The 22605-nt window shown below is 67.9% G+C and carries 23 protein-coding genes; 11 read left to right on the top strand and 12 right to left on the bottom strand.

Translation table 11 applies throughout. From position 1 onward, the window contains the following. Window positions 1-14 precede the first annotated feature (14 nt). The 3 genes from HF680_RS09410 to HF680_RS09420 are packed head-to-tail and all read right to left on the bottom strand — an operon-like array spanning window position 15 to window position 2714. Window positions 15-428, bottom strand: a complete 414-nt coding sequence (locus tag HF680_RS09410) for a (deoxy)nucleoside triphosphate pyrophosphohydrolase (RefSeq protein ID WP_091751939.1) — start codon at window positions 426-428, stop codon at window positions 15-17. Beyond that, window positions 425-1816, bottom strand: coding sequence for a bifunctional glutamate N-acetyltransferase/amino-acid acetyltransferase ArgJ (argJ, locus tag HF680_RS09415; RefSeq protein WP_185224873.1), 1392 nt, complete (start codon window positions 1814-1816; stop codon window positions 425-427). The genes HF680_RS09410 and argJ overlap by 4 nt, the downstream gene beginning before the upstream one ends. Before the next feature lies 1 nt (window position 1817). After that, on the bottom strand, window positions 1818-2714 hold the full coding sequence (locus HF680_RS09420) for a peptidylprolyl isomerase (protein ID WP_394353528.1): 897 nt from the start codon (window positions 2712-2714) through the stop codon (window positions 1818-1820). Window positions 2715-2958: 244 nt separating this feature from the next. Between HF680_RS09420 and secA the strand changes: the two genes are divergently transcribed. From secA to HF680_RS09440, 4 genes are read left to right on the top strand one after another with little or no spacing between them, the layout of a single operon-like run. Then, on the top strand, window positions 2959-5808 hold the full coding sequence (secA, locus tag HF680_RS09425; RefSeq protein ID WP_185224874.1) for a preprotein translocase subunit SecA: 2850 nt from the start codon (window positions 2959-2961) through the stop codon (window positions 5806-5808). A gap of 57 nt (window positions 5809-5865) precedes the next feature. After that, window positions 5866-6147 carry a ribbon-helix-helix domain-containing protein gene (locus HF680_RS09430; protein ID WP_039246711.1) on the top strand — a complete coding sequence of 94 codons (282 nt, stop codon included), beginning with the start codon at window positions 5866-5868 and terminating at the stop codon, window positions 6145-6147. Continuing rightward, window positions 6144-6443, top strand: a complete 300-nt coding sequence (locus HF680_RS09435; protein WP_185224875.1) for a type II toxin-antitoxin system RelE/ParE family toxin — start codon at window positions 6144-6146, stop codon at window positions 6441-6443. Before HF680_RS09430 ends, HF680_RS09435 begins: the two co-directional genes overlap by 4 nt. Then, window positions 6440-7609, top strand: coding sequence for an aminotransferase class V-fold PLP-dependent enzyme (locus HF680_RS09440; RefSeq protein WP_185224876.1), 1170 nt, complete (start codon window positions 6440-6442; stop codon window positions 7607-7609). The genes HF680_RS09435 and HF680_RS09440 overlap by 4 nt, the downstream gene beginning before the upstream one ends. Before the next feature lie 17 nt (window positions 7610-7626). On the opposite strand, the gene HF680_RS09445 is transcribed toward HF680_RS09440, so the two are convergent. Further along, window positions 7627-8523: a hypothetical protein gene (locus tag HF680_RS09445; RefSeq protein ID WP_185224877.1), complete on the bottom strand. Its 897-nt coding sequence runs from the start codon at window positions 8521-8523 to the stop codon at window positions 7627-7629. A 448-nt stretch (window positions 8524-8971) separates the two neighbouring features. Here HF680_RS09445 and HF680_RS09450 point away from each other — a divergent pair, with 448 nt between their 5' ends. Together HF680_RS09450 and HF680_RS09455 are read left to right on the top strand one after the other, a co-directional pair. Next, window positions 8972-13828 (top strand): NAD-glutamate dehydrogenase, encoded by a 4857-nt coding sequence (locus HF680_RS09450; RefSeq protein ID WP_185224878.1) that lies wholly within the window; start codon window positions 8972-8974, stop codon window positions 13826-13828. A 99-nt stretch (window positions 13829-13927) separates the two neighbouring features. Then, the gene (locus tag HF680_RS09455) at window positions 13928-14395 is read left to right on the top strand and encodes a universal stress protein (RefSeq protein WP_055809688.1); all 468 of its coding nucleotides are present in this window, start codon (window positions 13928-13930) and stop codon (window positions 14393-14395) included. 12 nt (window positions 14396-14407) lie between these two features. On the opposite strand, the gene HF680_RS09460 is transcribed toward HF680_RS09455, so the two are convergent. After that, complete coding sequence (locus HF680_RS09460; protein WP_185224879.1) at window positions 14408-15523, bottom strand: MltA domain-containing protein; 1116 nt, start codon at window positions 15521-15523, stop codon at window positions 14408-14410. Continuing rightward, on the bottom strand, window positions 15523-16161 hold the full coding sequence (gene timA / locus HF680_RS09465; RefSeq protein WP_137722523.1) for a TIM44-related membrane protein TimA: 639 nt from the start codon (window positions 16159-16161) through the stop codon (window positions 15523-15525). The genes HF680_RS09460 and timA overlap by 1 nt, the downstream gene beginning before the upstream one ends. A gap of 198 nt (window positions 16162-16359) precedes the next feature. Here timA and secB point away from each other — a divergent pair, with 198 nt between their 5' ends. Genes secB through HF680_RS15790 form a run of 3 tightly spaced genes read left to right on the top strand, consistent with a single transcriptional unit; the run spans window position 16360 to window position 17828 of the window. Next, the gene (secB, locus tag HF680_RS09470) at window positions 16360-16872 is read left to right on the top strand and encodes a protein-export chaperone SecB (protein ID WP_017505358.1); all 513 of its coding nucleotides are present in this window, start codon (window positions 16360-16362) and stop codon (window positions 16870-16872) included. Between the two features lie 9 nt (window positions 16873-16881). Continuing rightward, entirely contained in the window at window positions 16882-17331 is a 450-nt protein-coding gene (locus HF680_RS15785; RefSeq protein WP_205196194.1) for a DMT family transporter, read from the top strand. After that, a complete protein-coding gene (locus HF680_RS15790; RefSeq protein ID WP_205196195.1) occupies window positions 17328-17828 on the top strand; it encodes a DMT family transporter in 501 nt (166 codons plus the stop codon). Before HF680_RS15785 ends, HF680_RS15790 begins: the two co-directional genes overlap by 4 nt. Window positions 17829-17832: 4 nt before the next feature. Here the strand turns inward: HF680_RS15790 and dut are convergent, their stop codons facing one another. Beyond that, the gene (gene dut / locus HF680_RS09480; RefSeq protein ID WP_185224880.1) at window positions 17833-18288 is read right to left on the bottom strand and encodes a dUTP diphosphatase; all 456 of its coding nucleotides are present in this window, start codon (window positions 18286-18288) and stop codon (window positions 17833-17835) included. Further along, window positions 18285-19514 (bottom strand): bifunctional phosphopantothenoylcysteine decarboxylase/phosphopantothenate--cysteine ligase CoaBC, encoded by a 1230-nt coding sequence (gene coaBC / locus HF680_RS09485; RefSeq protein ID WP_185224881.1) that lies wholly within the window; start codon window positions 19512-19514, stop codon window positions 18285-18287. The genes dut and coaBC overlap by 4 nt, the downstream gene beginning before the upstream one ends. Before the next feature lie 102 nt (window positions 19515-19616). On the opposite strand from coaBC, the gene HF680_RS09490 reads away from it, so the two are divergent. After that, window positions 19617-20129 carry an S-type pyocin family protein gene (locus HF680_RS09490; protein ID WP_185224882.1) on the top strand — a complete coding sequence of 171 codons (513 nt, stop codon included), beginning with the start codon at window positions 19617-19619 and terminating at the stop codon, window positions 20127-20129. Window positions 20130-20164: 35 nt separating this feature from the next. Beyond that, on the top strand, window positions 20165-21034 hold the full coding sequence (locus HF680_RS09495; protein WP_185224883.1) for an HAD family hydrolase: 870 nt from the start codon (window positions 20165-20167) through the stop codon (window positions 21032-21034). Between the two features lie 9 nt (window positions 21035-21043). On the opposite strand, the gene HF680_RS09500 is transcribed toward HF680_RS09495, so the two are convergent. The 4 genes from HF680_RS09500 to HF680_RS09510 all read right to left on the bottom strand — a co-directional run bounded on the left by HF680_RS09500 (window position 21044) and on the right by HF680_RS09510 (window position 22552). Continuing rightward, on the bottom strand, window positions 21044-21406 hold the full coding sequence (locus tag HF680_RS09500; RefSeq protein WP_317134039.1) for a PilZ domain-containing protein: 363 nt from the start codon (window positions 21404-21406) through the stop codon (window positions 21044-21046). Between the two features lie 9 nt (window positions 21407-21415). After that, a complete protein-coding gene (locus HF680_RS16030) occupies window positions 21416-21844 on the bottom strand; it encodes a hypothetical protein (protein WP_235968927.1) in 429 nt (142 codons plus the stop codon). A gap of 62 nt (window positions 21845-21906) precedes the next feature. Then, window positions 21907-22230, bottom strand: coding sequence for a hypothetical protein (locus HF680_RS16035; RefSeq protein WP_235968928.1), 324 nt, complete (start codon window positions 22228-22230; stop codon window positions 21907-21909). Window position 22231: 1 nt separating this feature from the next. Then, entirely contained in the window at window positions 22232-22552 is a 321-nt protein-coding gene (locus HF680_RS09510; RefSeq protein WP_066627263.1) for a 2Fe-2S iron-sulfur cluster-binding protein, read from the bottom strand. Window positions 22553-22605: the final 53 nt, after the last annotated feature.

The following is a 22605-nucleotide window of genomic DNA, read 5'->3' on the forward strand; positions in this document are numbered from 1 at the left end:
CTGGTCGGCGGTGGTCAGAGCAGGTCGCGCAACCAGGCGACCAGAGGTTCGTCCGCCGGCGGCATGGGATAGTCCGAAAGCTTGCTCGGCTTAACCCAGGCCAGGCCGTCGTGTTCACGCGCCGTGACCACGCCGTCCCACCGTCGGCATAGATACAATGGCATCAACAGGTGAAACGAATCGTAAGCGTGACTGGCGAAAACGAACGGCGACAGACAGTTTTCGCTGACGTCGATGCCCAGCTCTTCCTTCAGCTCGCGGATCAGGGCCTGTTCCGGCCGCTCTCCGGGCTCCACCTTGCCGCCCGGAAACTCCCACAGGCCGGCCAGCTTCTTGCCCTCGGGACGTTTGGCGATCAGGACCCGCCCATCCACATCGATCAGGGCGACGGCGACGACCAGGACGGTAGGAAGCGACGCAGCGGTCACGAGCGATAATCGCCGTTGATCTCGATGTAGCCCTTGGTCAGATCGCAGGTCCACACGGTCGCCGACGCCCGGCCCGAACCGACATCGACGGTGATGTCGATCTCGGGGTTCTTCATATAGGCGGTCATCTTGGCCTCGTCGTAGGTCGGGGACGGGGCGCCGTCGACGGCGGCCTGGTGCGGCCCGAACTTGATGGCCAGGCGGTCGCGGTCGACCGGTTCCTCGGTCTTGCCCACCGCCATGACGACCCGGCCCCAGTTGGCGTCCTGACCGGCGATGGCGGTCTTGACCAGGGGGCTGTCGGCGATGGACTTGGCCAGCTTGCGGGCCGAGGCGGGGCTGGCGGCGCCGTCCACCGTCACCTTGACGAACTTGGTCGCGCCCTCGCCATCGCGCACCAGCTGGTGCGCCAGGTCCAGCATCACCTTGTCCAGCGCGGCCGAGAAGCTCTTCAGCCGGCGATCGCCGACCCGCCCGATGCGCGGCGCGCCCGAGGTTCCGGTGGCGAACAGCAGGGCCGTGTCGTTGGTCGAGGTGTCGCCGTCCACCGTCACGCTGTTGAAGGTGGTGCGCACATGCAGACCCAGCAGCGCCTGCAGCACGTTCGGATGGATGTCCGCATCGGTGACGATGAAGGCCAGCATGGTCGCCATGTCCGGCGCGATCATGCCCGATCCTTTGGCGATGCCGGCGATCCGAACCTTGTAGCCCTCGATCTCGGCCTCGGCGTAAGAGCCCTTGGGGAAGGTGTCGGTGGTCATGATGCCGCGACCGGCTCGGGCCCAGGCGTCCGCCTCCAGCCCGGTCTCGATCTCGGGCAGTTTGGCGACGATCTTCTTGTCGTCCAGCACCACCCCGATCACCCCGGTCGAGGCCAGCATCACGTCGCGCTGACGACAGCCGAACCGTTTGGCGACCTCCGAGGCCGTGCGCCGCGCGGCGTCCGCGCCGGCCTTGCCGGTGAAGGCGTTGGCGCAGCCGGCGTTGATCACCAGGGCGCGCACATCCTTGCCGCCCTCTGCCCCGGCCAGATGCTTCTTGCACCAATCGACGGGCGCCGAGCCGATCTTGTGGCGGGTGAAGACCCCGGCGCAGCTGGTTCCCCGCGCGAACCGGAACACCACCAGGTCGTCGCGCTCATGCTTGTAGAAGCCGGCGCGCGCGGTCGCGATCTCGACCCCGCCGATCGGCGGAATGGTCGGGAACGGCACGGCCAGCGGCGAGATGGCCAGGCCCGGCTTGCCGGCGGCGGCGGGCGCAGGCGCGGCTGGCGCCGCATCCGATCCCGGCGTGCGGGTGGCGCGCTTCAGCGCCGTAGCGAACGGGTCCAGCGCCTTTTCGAACGCGTGCTCGATCTTCTGGCCGGTCGTGGAGGGAGGCTTGGTCATGTCAGGCGCCCGGAGGAATGGAAGGGGCGGGCGATGCGGGCGGCGTCTGAGCGGGCAGGCGGACATCGACCTTGGCCTTGCCGCGCAGCTTTTCCAGCAACTGTCGCACGCCCTCATAGGTCAGATAGCGCACGATCTGCGGTCGGACCTGCTCCAGCGTCGGCGGGTTTTCCTTGCGCCGGTCCTCGACCCTCAGAACGGCCCAGCCGCCCTCGGTCTGGAACGGCCCGACGGTCGCACCGGCCGGCTTGTCGCGCAGGGCGTCGGCATAGGCCTGGGGCATCACGTCCAGCGTCGAATAGCCCAGGTCCCCGCCGGAAAACCGCGTCGCCTCGTCGATCGACCGTTCCGCCGCCACCGCTTCGAAGCCGGCGCCCTGACCCAGAATGCCGATCACGGCGTCCGCCTCGGGCTTGGTGCGCGACAGGATCAGCCGCACGCGGATCTCTTCCGAGGTCTTCGCCAGCCGCAGCTGCTCATTATACAGGGTCTGCACCGCCTGGTCCGAGACGGCCTTGTTGACCACGCTCTCGACCAGCATGTCGCCCAGGATGCGTTCGCGCGTCGCTTCCAGCCGCCGCTGCGCCAGGGGCGAGGAATCCAGCCTCCGCCGCTGTGCCTCTCCGGCCAGCAGCTTTTGATCGATCACCTCGTCCAGCACCCGGCGGAAGAGATCCGACGTCGTATCCAGCGCCTCGTCCTCGCCGATCAGGCCCTGCGCCACCGCCTCGCGCTTCACGTCCGAGGCCCAGATGGTCTCATCCTGCACCGTGGCCACGGCCTGGTCCCCCTGTTCGGGCGGCCGGTTGTCGCCGCTGCGCGAACAGGCGGCGGTCGAAAGCGTCGCCGTCAGCAAGACCGCTGTCAGGATGCGTGAAGATCGCCGGAATGGGGTCAAGGGGGCGCTCCGTCGAAGGCGGCCGAAAGCCCCTCGCGTTGACAGGGGTTAGGCCGGTGCTTAAGTCCCGCCTGCGCCCAAGTCGAGGGGTTTTGATCGTCTGCGCGGCCCTTCGCGCGCGCCTGATGCGGCGCTCCGGGGCTGCGGTCGGTCAGGGCCTCTCTCACGGCGTCCGTATCGCCGCCCCTCACGGGATTTCAGAGCCGCTCAGCTCGCAGACGCTCGACCGCTTACCGGATCCAACATGCTCGGCTTCGCCAAGAAACTTTTCGGCTCTTCCAACGACCGCAAGGTCAAGGCCTTCCAGGACCACGCCCAGCGCATCAATGCGCTGGAGCCCAAGTTCGCCGCCCTGTCCGACGACGAACTGCGGATGATGACCGACGCCTTCCGCGATCGGCTGGCGAACGGCGAAACCCTGGACAAGATCCTGCCCGAAGCCTTCGCCGTCGTGCGCGAAGCTTCCAAGCGCGTGTTGGGCCAGCGTCAGTACGACGTTCAGCTGGCCGGCGGCATGATCCTGCACGAAGGCGGCATCGCCGAGATGCGGACCGGCGAAGGCAAGACCCTGGTCGCCGTGGCGCCGGTCTATCTGAACGCCCTGCCCGGCAAGGGCGTGCACGTCATCACCGTCAACGACTACCTGGCCCGCCGTGACGCCGAGACGATGGGCAAGGTCTATCGCTTCCTGGGTCTTGAGGTCGGCGTCATCGTCAACGGCCTCAGCCAGGGCCAGCGCCAGCAGGCCTACAACGCCGACGTCACCTACGGCACCAACAACGAGTTCGGCTTCGACTATCTGCGCGACAACCTGGTCTATGACCGGCGCGAGATGGTGCAGCGTCCGCACAACTTCGCCATCGTCGACGAGGTCGACTCCATCCTGATCGACGAGGCGCGCACGCCCCTGATCATCTCGGGCCCGACCGAGGACCGTTCGGATCTCTACAAGATCCTCGACGGCCTGATCAAAGACCTGATCAAGGACAAGGACACCTTCGAGCTCGACGAGAAGCAGAAGCAGGTCCTGCTGACCGAGCTGGGCTCCGAGCGTCTGGAACAGGCTTTGGAACAGGGCGGCCATTTCGCTGAGGACACCACCGGCCTGTACGACGCCGCCAACATCAGCCTGGTGCACCACTCGAACCAGGCCCTGCGCGCCAACACCCTGTATCAGCGCGACAAGGACTATATCATCAAGGGCGGCGAGATCGTCCTGATCGACGAATTCACCGGCCGCATGATGACCGGCCGCCGCCTGTCCGAAGGTCTGCACCAGGCCATCGAGGCCAAGGAGGACGTCAAGATCCAGCCCGAGAACCAGACCCTGGCCTCGGTGACGATCCAGAACTACTTCCGCCTGTACGAAAAGCTGTCGGGCATGACCGGCACCGCCGCGACCGAGGCCCAGGAATTCGGCGACATCTACAAGATGGACGTGCTGGAGGTGCCGACCAACCGGCCGATCCAGCGCAAGGACTACGACGACGAGGTCTATCGGACCCACGCCGAGAAGAACCAGGCCATCGCGCGCCAGATCGCCGAATGCCACCTGGCCGGTCAGCCGATCCTGGTCGGCACCGTCTCGATCGAGCGTTCGGAACAGCTGTCGGACCTGCTGAACCGCTTCGAGTACAAGGTCGAGACCTCACGCACGCTGAAGCCGGAATATGCAGGCAAGACCAAGGAAGCCGAGAAGATCGGCGACGCCGCCTATAACATCACCTACGAGACCAAGCTGCGCGGCATTCCGCACAGCGTCTTGAACGCGCGTCAGCACGAACAGGAGGCCTATATCGTCGCCGACGCCGGCCTGCCGGGCGCGGTGACCATCGCCACCAATATGGCCGGCCGCGGCACCGACATTCAACTCGGGGGCAACCTCGAGATGAAGATGCAGAAGTGGCTGCTGGAACAGCGCAATATGGCCGTCGAGGTCACGCCGGAAATGGAAGCGGCCAAGGAGGCCGAGTTCAAGGCCGAGATCGCCGTCCAGAAAGAGAAGGCTCTGGCCGCCGGCGGCCTGTTCGTTCTGGGCACCGAGCGCCACGAAAGCCGCCGCATCGACAACCAGCTGCGCGGCCGCACCGGCCGTCAGGGCGACCCTGGCACCTCGAAATTCTATCTGTCCTGCGAGGACGACCTGCTGCGCATCTTCGCCGGCGACCGCCTCGACTCGATCATGAAGACCTTCGGCGTAGCGGAGGGCGAGGCGATCACCCACCCCTGGCTGAACCGCGCCATCGAGACCGCCCAGAAGCGCGTCGAGACCCGCAACTACGACATCCGCAAGAATCTGCTGAAATACGACGACGTCGTGAACGACCAGCGCAAGGCCGTGTTCGAGCAGCGCCAGGAGTTCATGGACTCCGAGGATCTTTCGGAACTGGTCGGCGACTTCCGCCGCGACGTCGTGTCCGACCTGGTCGAACGCTACATGCCGCCCAAGGCCTATGCCGAGCAGTGGGACATCGACGGCCTGGACGAAAAGGTCCGCTCGACCCTGGGTCTTGAGCTGCCGCTGCACGACTGGGCCGCCGAGGAAGGCGTGTCGAACGAGGAGATCGAGGAGCGGCTGCTGGCCGCCGCCGATGCGCGCGCCGCCGAGCGTCTGGAGATGATCGGGGCCGAACAGACGCGCGGTCTGGAAAAGCAGTTCATGCTGCAGATGATCGACATGCAGTGGCGCGAGCACCTGGTCCACCTGGACCACCTGCGCGGCGTCATCGGCCTGCGCGGCTATGGCCAGCGCGACCCGCTGAACGAATACAAGACCGAAGCCTTCTCGCTGTTCGAGAACCTGCTCTACGACCTGCGCCATAACGTGACCCGCTGGCTGATGACGGTCGAGTTCCGCTTCCAGGCGCCGCCCGAACTGCCCGAGTTCCAGGAAATCCACCTGAACCCCGGCACCGGCGAGAACGAGATGGCTAATCCGTCGGCCCAGAATCCCGAAGGCACGCTGATCGGCGACGACCGCTCCAAACTGCCCGTCGAGGCTCTGCCGCCCGGCTGGGAAATGACCGGCCGCAACTCCCCCTGCCCCTGCGGCTCGGGCCGCAAGTTCAAACACTGCCACGGCGCGCTGGTTTAAACCGCGCCGCTTGCCTCAAGGCGGTCTCTGGACGATCCTGATCGAAAGGAGACCGCGATGGGCAGGCACGAACGGATATCGACAGATCTGCCAGCCTATATGGTCGGCGAACTGCGCGCGGCGGTGGACGCTGGAGAGTTCGCTTCGACCGACGAGGTGGTGCGAGAGGCCTTGATGCACTGGCTCATCGGCCGTTCCACAACGCCGATGGCCATGGATGAACTTCGCCATCGGCTGCAGACTGAGCGGGACGGTCCCGGAAACGACGCCGACGCGGTGTTCGACCGTCTCGAAGCCAAATACAGCGCCCTTGTCGCGGCGGATCAACTCAAGGGATGAGGGTCGTCTTCTCGCGCGGCTGCGAGACCGATCTCGAACAGATCGCCGATCACATCGCAAAGGACAGCCCGCGCCGCGCCCTGAGTTTCGTCCGCGAACTTCGCGTCGCCGCCCGCGCCTTGGCGCCCGAGCCCGAAAGCCGTCCCAAGGCGACCTTCGATCCGCGTATCCGCCGCTCCGTCTATGGAGCCTATAACCTCTACTACGCCGTTCTTCCGGGCGAACTTCGCTTCCTTGCCATCATCCATGGCTCGCGCGCGGACGACGCCGTTCTGTTCGATCTGGTCAAGCGATGAGCTACAAGCCCCTCTTCTCCCGCGCCCTGTCGGCGGCGCCCGGTCGGCTGCATTTCGCCGCGCATAGCCATCACCTGTGGCCCGACGCCAGTTTCGAGGCGCAGCAGCAGACCTGGCTCGACGCCAATCTTCATGCCGACCACAAGTGGGACCTCGTCTTCGGCCAGGTGATCCCCGAGGCCCAGGCCCATGTCGCGGCGGAGCTGAGACTGCCCTCGCCCGACAGCATCGTGTTTTCGTCCAACACCCACGACTTCCTGCTGCGCCTGTTTTCGGGCGTGGAGACCAGGCCGGTCCGCATTCTGGCGACCGACGGCGAATTCCACTCCTTCCGTCGTCAGGCCGAACGGTGGGAAGAGGTCGGGGCGGCGGTGGTCACACGCGTTCCGCTGGCGCCCTTCGACACCTTCTCCGACCGCTTCGTCGCCGAGGCGTCCAGGGGCGGTTACGACTGGATCGTGGTCAGCCAGGTCTTCTTCCGCACCGGGGGCCTGTTCGACCGGATCGAGGAGCTCGCCGCCCTGGCGAGACCCGAAGGGCCCTGGGTGCTGATCGACGGCTATCACGGCTTCATGGCGACCCCGACCGACCTGTCGGCGGTGGCCGACCGGGTCTTCTATGTCTCCGGCGGCTACAAATACGCCATGTCGGGCGAGGGCGTCTGCTTCCTGCACGCCCCGCCCGGCTTCTGCCCGCGTCCTGTCGTCACCGGCTGGTTCGCGGAGTTCGGCGACCTGTCGGGTCCGCCCGGCGGCGTTCAGTATCGCAGCGACGGCGGTCGCTTCTGGGGCGCCACCTTCGACTGTGCGCCGCTGTATCGTTTCAACGCCGTGCGCCGAATGCTGGATCAGCAGGGGCTCGACACCGCCGCCATCGCCGCCCATGCGCGCGATCTGGCGACCAGGTTACAGCAGGCCGTTCAGGCCGTTCAGGCCGGACAGGCCGGAGTGCTGTCGCAGGCCGAAATCCTCAATCCCGTCGAGGGCCATGCGCCGCGCGCCCGTTTCCTTGCGCTGCGTCATCCCGACGCCCAGGCCTGGTGCGCGGGTCTGCGCGCGGCCAACATCGTCACTGACGTGCGCGAAGACGTGATCCGTTTCGGCTTCGGCCTTTACCAAGACGCCGAGGACGTCGATCGCCTGATCGCGGCCTGCCGATCCCTCTGAACAGAAGGGCTCTCTGATCAGTAGAAGGTCGTGTCGTCCTGCTTGCTGGGCGCCGGGGCCGTGCGCGGCGACGGCGCCGGTCGGTTCGTTGCGGGCGGGGTCGCCGGGCGGGCTTGAGGCGAGGACGGTGTCGGCATGGTTCCGCCCGCCGGCGCATTGACCGGAGGGATCGCCGGCAGGTCCGGATAGGGCATGGCCGAAGGGCGGGCGTCCTGCGTGGGCGCCGCTTCTTCGGGCGGGATCGGTCCCGCGTCGGGCTGGCCCAATCGGTCGGGCGCGCCGACATCGTCCCGGATGAAGGCCCAGGCCTGACGGTCCGAGCAGCCGCAGGCCTTCAGGAAGCCCTGCTTGTCGCGCCACAGGATCAGCGGATAGCTGATGTCGACGCCGGATTCCTTGAGCAACTGGCTCAGCCGCTCGTTGAAGCGACGGCCGGCTTCCACCACGGCGGTGCGCGCCAGATTGCCGTCCGCCTGCGGCACGCCGGCGGCGGTCCAGCTGTTCGCCGGCGTCGCCATCCAGCGTTGATAGAGCGGCCAGTCGCGCGTCAGCCACAGCTCCGCGACCGTCGCCCGCTCCGCCGCCGTCGATTGCGCCGCACCCTCCAGATCGGGTCGGGCGAACAGGATGTAGCGCGTCTCGATCCCCGCCGCCTTCAGCTTGGGCGCTTCGTCGCGCGCGTAACGCAGGGCTGAAGCGCTGTCGCGATAGGTGACGATGTACAGGGCCTGTCCCCCGCTGCCGTCCGACACCCAGGACGCCTCGTCCAGCAGTTGTTGCACCTCGGCCTGATTGCGGCTGATGGTGAACGGCTGGAACCGCGAGTAGAAGTTCCAATAGGCCCAGTATCCGGCGCCGGCGAGCAGCAGGCCGACCACGGCCGCCACGATCGAACCCATCAAAAAGCGACGCATGTAATCGGGTGCTCCAGCTTCACCGTTGACCCTTCCTAACGCATAGCATCGGAATCCGTTGTCGCCCGCATTCGCCGACGTCTTCATCGTTGCTCGAGGCGCCAAAATGTCGCGAAAGATTCCGCCCGATGCGCTCTTGAACGCCGCAGGCGGCTTCCCATTTCCGATTTCGACGCTGCGGGACACTCCCCCTCCGAACCGCAGCGAAGCGAAGCCGGCGCCCTCCCCTCCCCTCCAGGCGCCGCTCGCGCAGGCCGCCGGACTCCCCCAGTCCGGCGGCTTTCTGCTTTGTGGCGCTGCACAATAATTTCAACCTGATCACTGATCATTACAATGAACGGTCGCCGGGGGCTTCCCGAGCGACCGGACCTGGCCTAGTCAGCGGGGGTGGCGCCCCGTCGCGCCGCATCCCTTGCGGCCCTGCCGCGTCGTTCGAGACTGCTCGTCCATGACCGCCCACGATCTGCGCCAACCCGTTCAGCCGATCACCAAGGCCGCGCTGGAGGCGGCCTTCGCCAAGATCGTGGGGACCGGGCCCGGCGCAGTCGAACAGACCTATCTGACTCAGGCGCACGAAGACTATTCCGCCGATGAGACGCCCGAGCTGAGCGGCGAGGATCTGGCCGCCCTGCTCGCCGCCTCCTGGACCGCCGCCAAGGCCTATCCTACCGACGCGGCCGCTCCCGCCATCACCGTCGGCCCGCTGCACGGCGCGTCGGAAAGGGTTCTGGATTACGATCTGGTGCGTATCGTCCAGTCCGACGCGCCCTTCCTGGTCGACAGCGTCATGGGCGCCCTGGCCGAGGCCGCCGTGTCCGTGCGCGCCCTGTTCCACCCGGTGGTCGAGCTGGACGGCCGGCGTCTGTCGATCATCATGCTGGTCATCGACAGCGTGCCGCAGGAGCGTCGCGACGCCCTGGGCGAAGGCCTGGCCCAGAGCCTGTCGGACGTCCACGCCGCCGTCGCCGATCACGACGCCATGACGTCCCTGATGCGCCAGGCCGTGCAGCGTCTGGAAGAGACCCCGCCCCCGGTCGATCCCGCCGTCCTGGCCGAGAACATCGCCTTCCTGAAATGGCTGAAGAGCGACCATTTCGTCTTCCTGGGCGCGCGCGACTACGACTATCCGCTGAACGCCGACGGCGACTATGAGGCCGAGGCGCCGCTGGGCCTGTCCACTGACGGCCTAGGCATCCTGGCCGACCCCGAGCGCACCGTGCTGCGCCGCGCGTCGGAACCCGCCGTCCTGACGCGCCAGATGCGCCGCCAGTTGGACCTCAGCGAACCGGTGACGGTGGCCAAGGCCAACGCCCGCTCGCGCGTCCATCGCCGCGCCTACATGGACTATGTCGGGGTCAAGCGTTACGGCCCGGACGGCAAGGCGACCGGCGAGACCCGTTTTGTCGGCCTGTTCACGTCGGAAGCCTACGACCAGCTGACGACCGAGGTGCCGTTGCTGCGTCGCAAGGTGGCCAACGCCCTGGCCCGCGCCGACAAGGCGCCCGGCAGCCACAACGAAAAACGCCTCAAGAACATCCTTGAGAATTATCCGCGCGACGAGCTGTTCCAGGTCAGCGAGGACGAGCTGCTGTCCATCGCCCTGGGCATCCTTCACCTCTATGACCGGCCGCGCATCCGTCTGTTCTCGCGCCAGGATCCGTTCGACCGCTTCGTTTCGGTCCTATGCTTCATCCCGCGCGAGAAGTTCGATTCCGCCGTGCGCGAACGCATCGGCCAGATCATCGCCCGCGCCTGGGGCGGCCGCATCTCGGCCTGGTATCCGGAGCTGTCCGACGCGCCCCTGGTGCGCATCCACTACATCATCGGCGTCGAGCCCGGCGCCCACCCGATCCCGGACGCCGCCCAGCTGGAAGCCGACGTCGCCGAGGCCGGTCGCGGCTGGGTCGATCGTTTCGAAGCCGCCCTGCGTCGCTCGGGCGTCGAGGAAGTCGCCGTCGGTCCGCTGAGCGCCCAGTGGGCCCGCGCCTTCGGCGCCGCCTATCGCGATCGCTATGACGCCGACGAGGCCGCGACCGACCTGCAATACGTAAACCGGCTGAATGAGACGGGTCTGCCCGGCGAGGGTAAGGCCGTCGCCGTGCGCGCCTTCCGCACGCCGGACGACAGCCGACTGCAGTTCCGCTTCAAACTCTATCGTCGCGGCCCGGCCGTGCCCCTGTCCGACGTCCTGCCGATCCTGGCCGATATGGGTCTGAAGACGTTGGAGGAATACGGCTATCCGATCCGTCCGATGGGCGAGGAGGAGATCCACGTCCACGAGTTCCTGATGGAGGATCCCCGCGGCGAAGCGCTGGTCTTCGATGATGTAAAGGGCCCGTTCGAGGACGCCTTCGCCGCCGTCTGGACTGGCCGCAACGAAAGCGACGGCTTCAACCGCCTGGTGATCGAACTGGGCGTGGAATGGCGCGACGCCGCCCTGATCCGCACCCTGGCCCACTATCGCCAGCAGACGGGTCTCGACCCCTCCCAGACGGTGCAGGAAGAGGCCCTGCGCGAATATCCCGACGTGGCGCGCGCCCTGCTGTCGCTGTTCAAGGCCAAGTTCGCGCCGGAAGGGGGCTCCGCCGACGACCGCGCGCCGGCCGTCGCCGAGCTGGACGCCAAGATCGTCACCTTGCTGCAGGACGTGAAGAGCCTGGATCACGACCGGGCCCTGCGCCGCATCGCCGCCCTGATCGGCGCGATCAAGCGCACCAACTATTTCCAGCTGGACGCCGACGGTCAGCCCAAGCCGCACATCTCGATCAAGATCGCCTCGCGCGAGCTGGACGACCTGCCGCTGCCCAAACCCTATCGCGAGGTCTTCGTCTGGGCGCCCCACGTCGAGGGCGTGCACCTGCGCTTTGGTCCCGTCGCGCGCGGCGGTCTGCGCTGGTCGGACCGTCGCGACGACTTCCGCACCGAGGTCCTGGGCCTGGTCAAGGCGCAGCAGGTCAAGAACGCGGTCATCGTGCCGGTCGGCTCCAAGGGCGGCTTCTATCCCAAACAACTGCCCCGCACGACGGACCGCGAGGCTATTCAGGGCGAGGCCATCCGCGCCTATCGCACCTTCCTGTCCGGCCTTCTGGACATCACCGACAACATCGCCGCCGACGGTTCGGTGACCCATCCAGCCAATGTCATCGCCTGGGAAGGCGACGACCCCTATCTGGTCGTGGCCGCCGACAAGGGCACGGCGACCTTCTCCGACATCGCCAACGGCGTCTCGGCGTCCTACGGCTTCTGGCTGGGCGACGCCTTCGCCTCAGGCGGCTCCATCGGCTATGACCACAAGGCCATGGGCATCACCGCGCGTGGCGCGTGGGAGGCGGTCAAGCGCCACTTCCGCGAGATGGGCAAGGACATCCAGACTCAGCCCTTCACCATGGTCGGCGTCGGCGACATGTCCGGCGACGTCTTCGGCAACGGCGTCCTTCTGTCCAAGGCGACGCGCCTGGTCGCCGCCTTCGATCACCGCGACATCTTCATTGATCCGAACCCGGATCATGTGACCAGTTGGACCGAACGCAAGCGTTTGTTCGACCTGCCGCGCTCGTCCTGGCAGGACTATGACAAGGCTCTGATCTCGGAGGGCGGCGGCGTCTTCTCGCGCTCGGCCAAGTCGATCCAGCTGACGCCGCAGATCAAGGCGGCCCTGGACATCGCCGAGGACGAGTTGGACCCGGTCAGCCTGATCCGCGCCATCCTGAAGGCGCCGGTCGAACTGCTCTATCTGGGCGGCATCGGCACCTATGTGAAATCGGCGGCCGAAACCGACGCTCAGGTCGGGGACAAGGGCACCGAAGCCCTGCGCATCAACGCCGACGAACTGCGGGTCAAGGTGGTGGGCGAGGGCGCAAACCTGGGCTTCACCCAGGCCGGGCGCATCGCCTTCGGTCAGGCCGGCGGTCGCATCAACACCGACGCCATCGACAACTCCGCCGGGGTCGATACCTCCGACCACGAGGTCAACATCAAGATCCTGGTCGGCTCGGCCGTGACCAACGGCGTCCTGCCGGCCGAGGAGCGCACACCGCTTCTGGCCTCCATGACCGACGAGGTCGGCCTGAAGGTGCTGGCCCACAACTACGACCAGACCCTAGCCCTGACCCTGCAACAGGCTGAGGGCGTCGGCGCCCTGGACGCCCAGCAGCGGTTCATGCAGAGCCTGTCGGCGCGCGGAAAGCTGGACCGCAAGGTCGAGGGCCTGCCCAACGACGCCCGCGTCAAGGAGCTGATGACGGCGGGCATCCCGCTGGCCCGGCCCGAGCTGGCCGTCCTGATGGCCTACGCCAAGCTGGAGCTGTCGGACGACATCGTCGCCTCGCAGGCGCCCGAGGATCCCTTCTTCGAACAGATCCTGGTCCGCTACTTCCCCGAGGCCCTGGCCCGGTTCGAGCCGGAGATGAAGAGCCACCGTCTGCGGCGCGAGATCATCGCCACCGTCATGGCCAACGAAGTCGTCAACATGTGCGGCCCGACCTTCCCCGACCGCCTGCGCGGCTCGGCGGAATGCGACACCACCGCCCTGATCATCGCCTTCGAGGCCGCGCGCCGCGTCTTCCGTCTGGACGAGGCCTGGGACGCCGTCTCGGCCCTGGACCTGAAGATCTCGGCCGAGGCGCAGACGGCTCTGTATCAGGAGATCGCCGTCGTCCTGCGCCGCCAGACCTTCTGGCTGGCCCGCCGCGCCAAGGGCGGCCTGTCGGTCCAGGCCCTGATCGACCGCTACCGCCCGATCGCCGACGCCTTGCAGGCCGAGGGCGCGCCGGTCCTGTCGCGCTTCGAACAGGGGCGTCTGGATGCGCGCGTCAAACGCTTCGCCGACCACGGCGCGCCCGAGGATCTGACCCGCAGCATCGCCATCATGCGCCCCCTCGTCGCCGCCGCCGACATCGGGGACCTGGCGCAGGAGGCGAACTGGCCGGTCGCGGCCATGGCGCGCCTGTATCACCAGGTCGGCGCCGCCTTCGACTTCGACCGTCTGCGCGCCGCCGCCGGCTCCATTCCGTCTGCGGATCATTTCGATCGTCTCGCCGTTCGTCGTCTGATCGAGGATCTGATGAACGAGCAGGCGGCCCTGACCCGCGCCGTCGCCCGCGCCTCCGATCCGTCGGTCGGCGTCAGCGAGGACGCGGCCGAGGCCGCCGTGGACGCCTGGATCGGCTCCAAACAGGCGACGGTCGAGGGCGTGCGCGCCTCGGTGGACGAGATCGAACAGTCCGGCTCGGGCTGGACCTTCGCCAAACTGACCATCGCCAACGCCACGATCCGCGATCTGGCGACGGCGGCGGTCAATTCCTGAGGTGTGCTATCGGCCGTCGGCCTGCTTGAGCATGTGATCGCTTGACGAAGCCGTCGTCTCACGGCCTCTTCAGCCGCTGATCAGGCTGGGGAGGCCGCAATGCCGAGAAAGTTCCTCGTCGTCGTCGACGACAGTCCGGAGTTCGAGGCCGCCCTGCGGTTCGCCTCGCGCCGGGCGAAATCGACGGGCGGGCGCGTGGTCATGCTGCGCGTCCTGCCGACCGACAGCGACGCCCACTGGTCGGGCGTGCGCGAGGAAATCGAACGCCAGCAGCGCCAGGAGGCGGAAATCCTGCTCAACCGCCTGGGCGAGGAGGCGCAAACCCGTTCCGGCGCCGCGCCGGTCTTCCTGATCGAAAAGGGCGACGCCCAGGCCGCGATCAAGAAGGTGGTCGCCGCCGATCCTGAGATCAAGATCCTGGTCCTGGCCGCCGGAACCAGCTCGCGCGGCCCCGGCCCGCTGGTCTCGGCCATCATCAAACAGGGCGCGCAGATCGGCGGCCGCAAACTGCCCGTCACCATCGTCCCCGGCGAACTGACCGAAGACGAGATCGAAGACCTGGCCTAGCCGGGCAGGGGTCTAGCCCTTCGGGACCAGCCGCCACATTCGCAAGGGATGGCGCACGGTCCCGGCCTCGGCCCCCGCGCGGTCGCCGCGCCCCATATAGAGGTCCGCGCGCACCGGTCCGCGAATGGCCGATCCGGTGTCCAGCGCCATGGCCAGACCGCGATAGCTGGCCGTCGCGCCGCGCAGATTGCCCCCGTCGGCCTCCAGCCAGACCAGTTCGCCATAGCGCCAGTGCGCCGGATCGACCGCGATGGCCCGCCGCTCGGTCAGGGGCACGCCCGCCGCCCCCGCCGGGTGGCCGTCATCGTCCGGGTCCAGCCGGAAGAAGATGTAGCGTGGGTTCAGCGCCATGACCGCCTGCGCCTCATAGCCCCGGTGGCTGGCCAGCCAGTCCCGGATCGCGTCGCCGGAGGTGCCGTTCTGCGGCAACAGCCCCTGCTGCGCCATCGGTCGGGCGATGCCCACGAACGGCTTGCCGTTGTCGGCGGCGTAGGCGGCGCGGCCCCGCGTGCCGTCCTCGAACGTCAGATACCCCGACCCCTGGATCTGAAGAAAGAACAGGTCCTCGGCCCGCATCCAGGCCAAGGCCTGCTCGGGTCGTGCGGCGGATTCGATATAGGCCCGGTCGCCGGCCGCGCGGGGATTGGCGGGCTTGGGCAGGACGGGAGCCGAGAACTCGGCGTCCGGCCGTCGCCGCGCCGGATACTCGGGCGCGAAATAGGAGGTCAGCAGCCCCGGTCGCCCGTCCGGCGTCTGGGCCGGGATCGCGCTGAAGCTGGCCTCGAAGAAGGCGCGCGCCTGCGACGGCGTGATCGTCATCGTCGTCGCCATGGCCTTGGCGCGTCCGCAGACCCGACTTGCAACCGCCTCACGCGCCGCGCCGCACCCGTCCACATAGGCCCGGAAGGCGGCCAGGTGATCCTCCTGGCTCCAGCCCGGCAACACGGCGGGGCTCAGGGCGTCCGACGGCGCGGGAGGCGGGGTCGGATTGGGCGAGGGCGTATAGGGAACCGGCCCCGTCTGCGGCCCCGTCGCGCCCGTCGGCGTCATCGGCCCGGTCGAACAGGCGGCGACCGCCAGGGCGGCCGTCAGCGTCGCCAGTCCTCCCGACCGGCCGCGAACCGCCATCAGGCGTTGGCCGGCTCGACGCGCGCCAGGACCCAGTTCGGGTCCGTCGCGCCCAGGGTGCGTTCGAAAGTCCAGTGTTCGGCCGTGCGGCGTTCCTCCACCAGCGGCTCGCCCGTCGTCGCGTCCGACGTTTCGCCCGAAGCCTTGGTCACCCGGCTGCGCAGTTCGGCCAGGAAACGGACCTTGGCCACGGCCTTGTCGCCCTCGGCGACCGCGCCTTCCAGATCGGCCCGGGGCGGATACAGGAACTCGACGGTCTCGGTCTCGCCGCGCGTCTCCCGCGCCGCGATGCCGGTCTCGAATGAGGCGAAGACGTTCGGCGTCAGCAGCGGCTTCAGTGCGGCCCGGTCGCCGGCGGCGTAGCCGCGCACGATGGTCTCATAGGCCTGACGCGCCCCGTCAAGGAAACGGGCCGGGTCGAACGCCGGATCGCGCGCCTTCAGGCTGGCGATGGAGGCCAGGGTCGCCGGGTCGATCGCCGCGACCTTGGGCGTCTCGGCCTGGGCCGGGCCGGGCGGCGCGATCTTGGCGTCTTCCTGCGGCTGACGGCCCACCCGCTTGCCCAGCACATTGTAGAGCTGGAACAGCACGAAGGCTGCGATGAAGGCGAAGACGACGACCTGGAACTGAACCGGCATGTTCAAGAGGAGATTCCTGTAGCGAACGACGAGTGCGCCAAACCCTTAGTCTGGCGTGATTACGGGCTCATATAGGGTGAGGCAAGGCGAAGCGCGCCCCCAATCGCGCGCGCGACGTTGCGGCCAAGCGTCCCGGCATGGTAGTCGCGGCGCCTCATTCCGGCCTCATCGGCCCCAAACTGCGCCAAAGACCGTTTCATGACCGACGCCGCTCCTCCCGCCGAACAGCCCCAACAAGGCGACGCCCAGCAGGGCCAGCCCGCCGGTCCCGGCTTCCGCATCCTGGCGCAATACGTCCGCGACTTCTCGTTCGAGAACCCGCGCGCCCCGGAATCCCTGCGCATCGACGGCAAGCCCGCGATCGACCTCGGCGTCGAAATGGCCGCCCAGGGCCGCCCCGACGGCCTGTTCGAACTGGACCTCAAGCTGTCGATCAAGGCGACGCACGAGAACCAGCCCGTCTTCCACGTCGAACTGGTCTATGGCGGCCTGTTCCAGCTGGCCAACGTTCAGGAGCAGGACATCGAGCCCCTGCTGCTGATCGAATGCCCGCGCTATCTGTTCCCGTTCGCGCGCGAGATCATCTCGGGCGCCACGGCCGACGGCGGCTTCTATCCCCCGTTCCAGCTGGACCCAATCGACTTCGCCGCCATCTACATCGCGCGCCAGCAGCAGATCGCCCAGCAGCCGGTCGAAACCGGCCAGGCCTAAGCGCGCGACATGGCCGCCGCGCGGCCTTCGCCTGATCCATCGAAAGCCGCGGGCGAGGACGTCGTCCGCGGCATTCTTCTGCGCATCGCCGCGGCCGGCTGTTTCTCCATCATGACGGCGACGTTGAAGCTGGCGTCGCAGGACGGCGTGGCGGCGCCGGAAATGCTGTTCTACCGCGCCTTCTTCGGCCTTCCGGTCGTTGTGGCCTGGGTGCTGACCCAGCCGGGCGGGCTGTCGGCCCTGTCGACGCGCCGGCCCCTGGCCCATCTGGGACGCAGCGTCCTGGGCGTCGCGGCCATTCTGTGCCTGTTCCAAACGCTGACGCTGCTGCCGCTCGCCGACGCGACGACCCTCAGCTTCACCGCCCCGATCTTCGCCACCATCCTGTCCTTCTTCGTGCTGAAGGAGGCGGTCGGCCCGCGCCCTGGGCTGCCGTCGCGGTCGGCTTCATCGGCGTGATCGTCGTCATGCGGCCGGGCGTCGGCCATTCGGTCCTGCCGCTGGCCGGCGTGGCCTTCGCCCTGATCGGGGCGGTGCTGACGGCCGGCGTGACCATCACCCTGCGTCAGCTGCGCGACACAGAGCACGTCGCCGCCATCGTCTTCTGGTTCTTCGTCGCCTGCTCGGTCGTGGGGGCGATCCTGTTGCCCTTCGTCGGCCATTGGCACGCGCTCGGCACCTTCGGCCTGCTGATCGGATCGGGCGTCGCCGGCGGCCTGGCCCAGCTGTTCATGACCGCCTCGCTGCAAAAGGCCCCGGTCGCCGTGGTGGCGCCCTTCGACTATCTCCAGATCGTCGGCGCCATCGTCTTCGGCTGGTGGCTGATGGCCGCGACGCCCACCCTCACCACCCTGGCCGGCGCCGCCCTGATCGCGAGCAGCGGTCTCTACACCGCCTGGCGCGAACACATCCGCCGCAAGGCCAGCCTGATCCAGCCGACCGCGCCGCTGGTTTAGGGCGTCAGCGGCCCGTCGAACCAAATCCGTTCGTCCCGCGTGCGGTTTCGTCCAGCGTTTCGACCTCGATCCAGTCCGCCCGCTCATGCCGGGCGATCACCAGCTGGGCGATGCGTTCGCCGCGGCGGATGACGAAGGGCTCGGCGCCGATGTTGGCCAGGACCACGCCGCACTCGCCGCGATAGTCGCTGTCGATCGTGCCCGGCGCATTGGGGCAAATGATGCCGTGTTTGAGCGCCAATCCCGAGCGCGCCCGCACCTGGGCCTCATACCCCAGCGGCAGGGCGATCTTCAGCCCCGTGGGGACCAGGGCCCGTTGACCCGGCGCCAGGGTCATAGGCTGGTCCTCGGGCACGGCGGCGCGCAGGTCCATGCCTGCCGATCCGGCCGTCTCATAGGCGGGCAGGGGCAGACCTTCGGAATGCGGCAGGCGCAGGATCTGGATCGGGGTCTGGGTCATTCGGCAGCCTTGAAATGATCGGCGATGCGGGCGGCGACGGCCCGGGCGATGGCGGTCTTGGACTGGCGCGGCCAGGTCTCGGTCCGATCGGCGGTGACCAGCAGCACGGCGTTGCCGTCAGAGCCGAACACGTCGTCGGATACGTCATTGCCCAGGATCCAGTCGCAGCCCTTTCGAGACAGCTTGGCGCGCGCATTGGCCTCCAGGTCCGTCGTCTCGGCGGCGAAGCCGATGACCAGGTCCGGGCGGTTCGGACCGGGCGCGGCGACGCCGGCCAGAATGTCGGGGTTCTCGATCAGGGCCAGGGTCGGCGGGCCGCCGGGTCCCTTCTTGATCTTGCCGCCGGCGATGGTGTCGATGCGCCAGTCGGCGACGGCGGCCGAAAGCACGGCGATGTCGGCGGGAAGGGCGCCCTGCGTCGCCGCCTGCATCTCCAGCGCGCTCTCCACATCGATCCGCGTCACGCCGGTCGGGGCAGCCAGCGCCGTCGGCCCCGACACCAGCGTCACCTCGGCGCCCAGCTCGGCCAGGGCGGCGGCGATGGCGTAGCCCTGTTTGCCGCTGGAGCGATTGGTCAGGCCGCGCACCGGATCGATCGGTTCGAATGTCGGCCCGGCGGTGACTACAGCCTTACGCCCGGCCAGTGGTCGTCCGGCCGCACCCGCCAGCAGCCCTTCGATAGCCTCCAGGATCGCGGCGGGTTCCGCCATACGCCCCGGCCCGTATTCGCCGCAGGCCATCTCGCCGTCATCCGGCCCCACCACCGCCACGCCATGGAAGCCGGGAAAGGTCTTCAATCGCTCCATATTGGCCTGGACCGCCGGATGCTCCCACATCCGCACATTCATCGCCGGCGCCAACAGCACCCGCTTGTCCGTGGCGATCAGGGTGGTCGAGGCCAAGTCGTCGGCCAAACCATTCGCCGCCTTGGCGATCAGCCCCGCCGTCGCCGGCGCCACCACCACCAGATCGGCCCAGCGGGACAGCTCGATATGGCCCATGCTGGTCTCGTCGTCCGGGTGGAACAGGCCCGACCGCACCGGATGGCCGCTCAGCGCCGCCAGCGACAGGGGCGTCACGAACTCGGCCCCGGATTCCGTCAGGATGACCCGCGTCCGCCCGCCCGCCTTGGCGATCAGCCGCACCAGCTCCAGCGCCTTATAGGCCGCGATGCCGCCGCCCACGATCAGCAGGATCTTGCGGTTCGAAAGGAGGCGATTGTCCATGCCCACGGTCTAGCCGCCGCGCGTGACGCCGTCGAGACGAGAACATTGCACGAACAATAAAGTTGTGCTTTCGTCGCGTCCAGCGGGTATCTGGAGGGAAGAATGAGAACGCTGACGAGGGGAGGGGCCGCGCTGGTTCTGTGCGGTCTGCTGGCGCTTGCTGGCTGCGACAACAGCTCGGCGGTCGAGACGCGAGAAAGAACCACGACCACGCCCATCACTTCGGCTGGTCCGGTGGACGTCTCGGTCTCCACAACGACGACCGAGGAGGTCAAACCCGTCCTGACCGCCAATCGGCGCGAAACCGTCGACGCCAAGATCGCCCGTCTCTATGACCGCAACGGCGCAGACTTCGGCGCACGCTCGGCCGAGGATTATCTGACCAAAGTCACGGCTTTCACGACAAAGCCTCCACACGACGCCGAGACCGTCAAACGGCCCAACGGCGACACCCTGATCTATCAGGCCTCGACCAACACCTTCGCCGTCGTGGCCCGCAACGGGTCGCCCCGCACCATGTTCAAGCCGACGACGGGCGCCGACTACTGGGCTGAGCAGAAGGCGGCGGCGCCCACCTTCGGCCAGCGGCGCCAATCGACGGGCGCGGCGGGCTGATATAGAGGGCGGGTTCCACCAAGGATCTCGCCCCCATGTCCGATACGGCCGAACCCAAGACCCCCTTGCTGAAGACCGCCCTGATCTATGATTTCGACGGCACCCTGGCGCGCGGCAATATGCAGGAGGTGTCCTTCATCCCCTCCGTCGGCATGGACATCGGCGCCTTCTGGGAAGAGGCCGAGCGCCTGACCAAGGACGCCGACGGCGACGGCATCCTGATGTACATGCAGCTGATGCTGCATCATGCGCGGCAGAACGGCGCCCCGGTGACGCGCGAGACCCTGCGCCAGCACGGCGAGGCCGTGGCCCTGTTCGAGGGGCTGAAGGACCTCAGCTGGTTCGACCGGATGAACGCCTTCGGGGCCAAATACGGGCTGGAGATCGAGCATTACATCATCTCCGCCGGACTGGAGGAGATGATCGACGGCACGCCGATCCGCCCCGCCCTGACCCACGTCTTCGCCTCCCACTACGTCTATGACGACAAGGGCGAGGCCGCCTGGCCGGCGGTCGGCGTCAACTACACGACCAAGACGCAGTATCTGTTCCGCATCAACAAGGGCGTGAAGAACCACTGGGAGCACGAGCGCATCAACCACTTCATCCCCGACGACGAGCGCGCCGTGCCCTTCGACCGGATGATCTTCATCGGCGACGGCGACACCGACGTGCCGACCATGAAGATGATGCACACCAAGGGCGGCTTCTCGATCGCCGTCTATGACCCGCGCTCGAACGAGCGGGATCAGAAGAAGGTCTATTCCCTAATCTCGGAGGATCGGGTGAACTTCGTCGCCGCCGCCGACTATCGCGAGGGCTCGGCCCTGGACCTGATCGTCAAGGGGCTGGTGGGCCGCATCGCCATCAACGCCGGCTCCATGCCCGCCGACACGGCGGACTAGGCCGGTCGATCAGCGCCCGCCGGCCCTCAGCCAGGCGTCGCGCGCGGGGATCAGCCTCGCCGGCGCCAAGCCTCTCAGCGACTTGGCCCCGGTCTGCTTCAGCCCGGCCTCCTGCCCGCGCTGCCACACCACGGTGGCGGGATAGGCGACGCCTGCGGCCACATCGACCACCACCACCTCGCGCGGCAAGGCCCCGGCCCGGTCCAGCCGCAGTTTCATCCCCGCGTCCGACAGATCGACGATCAGACACGCCGTCTCCAGGCCGGGCGCGGAGATGACGCCGCGTACATTGGCGGGCCGGCGCGCGCCCATGCGGCGGTCGGGCTCGACGGCGGGCTTGGATCCAAACAGGCTCATGGTCCGATAACGCACAGATGCGGCTCAGGCGCCAAGCCCGCCTTCAAGGCTGCGAACCCCGCGGTCCCGGTCCAGGGCGACGATCAGGTCCGCCTCCACGCCGCCCGTCATCATATGCCGGCTCAGGCGCTCATAATGCTGGATGAAGACCGCCAGGGCCGCGCGTCGCTCGGGTGATACGGCGTCCTGCCCCATCAATCCCGCCTCCTGCTCGCAGCGCCAGTCCAGCACCACATCGAACCCCGGCGCTTTCAGAAAGATCAGGGCGTCCAGCCGCGCGCGCAGGCGGGCGTAGGGCTGGCCCAGCGGCGCATTGACCGCCTTGCGCCATTCGGCCCCGACGTCCTGCCGGCCTTCCAGGGCGTTGATCGGCGCAATCAGGTCCGCCTCGGCCTGAGGCGTCGCGCCGAGGCACCATCCCTCCAGCACGATGACCCGCGGCCGACCCTTCACGACAGGCCAGTCCGCCTCGGCCGCGCGGTCGTCGGCCAGCTTGTCGAAACGCGGCAGAGGCGTCAGATCGTCGGCCCCGCTGCCTGTAACCGATCCAGCAGACGGTTCAGAAGGCCCAGGTCATGCGTCCCCGGCGGCCCGCGCGTGGCGAACAGCGGATGCGCCCGCGCCGCCATGGCCGCCCGCTCCGCCTTCGTCAGATAGACGTCGTCCAGCGACAGGCTCTCCCCGCCGAACCGCTCGGCGACGGCCTTGGCCAGTGTGGATTTTCCCGATCCCTGCAAGCCCGCGATCCCCAGGATCGGCGGCGGACCGTCCCGGCCTATCGCCTCGGCGCGCTGCTCGATCCATCGGCCGATCCTGTCGATCAGCCGCGCGTCGATCATTTCAGTGCTGGTTTTCCGGCAACCGCACGATCAGGCCGTTCAGGGCGTCCGACACCCGGATCTGGCACGACAGGCGGCTGTTCGGCTCGACCTCTTCGGCGAAGTCCAGCATCGACTCTTCCATCGCCGACGGCTTGCCCGTCGCCTCGCGCCAGGCCTCATCGACATAGACATGGCAGGTGGCGCAGGCGCAGGCCCCGCCGCAGTCCGCGTCGATGCCCGGCACATTGTTGCGGATCGCGCCTTCCATGACGCTCAGCCCCGACTTCACGTCGACGACGTGCTCGGTTCCGTCATGCTCGATATAGGTGATGCTGGCCATGCGCCGCTCTTAAACGAGGGGGCGCCGGAGGCAAGGCCCCCGGCGCCGGATAC

This window comes from Brevundimonas huaxiensis, assembly GCF_014218725.1.
GTDB lineage: Bacteria > Pseudomonadota > Alphaproteobacteria > Caulobacterales > Caulobacteraceae > Brevundimonas > Brevundimonas huaxiensis.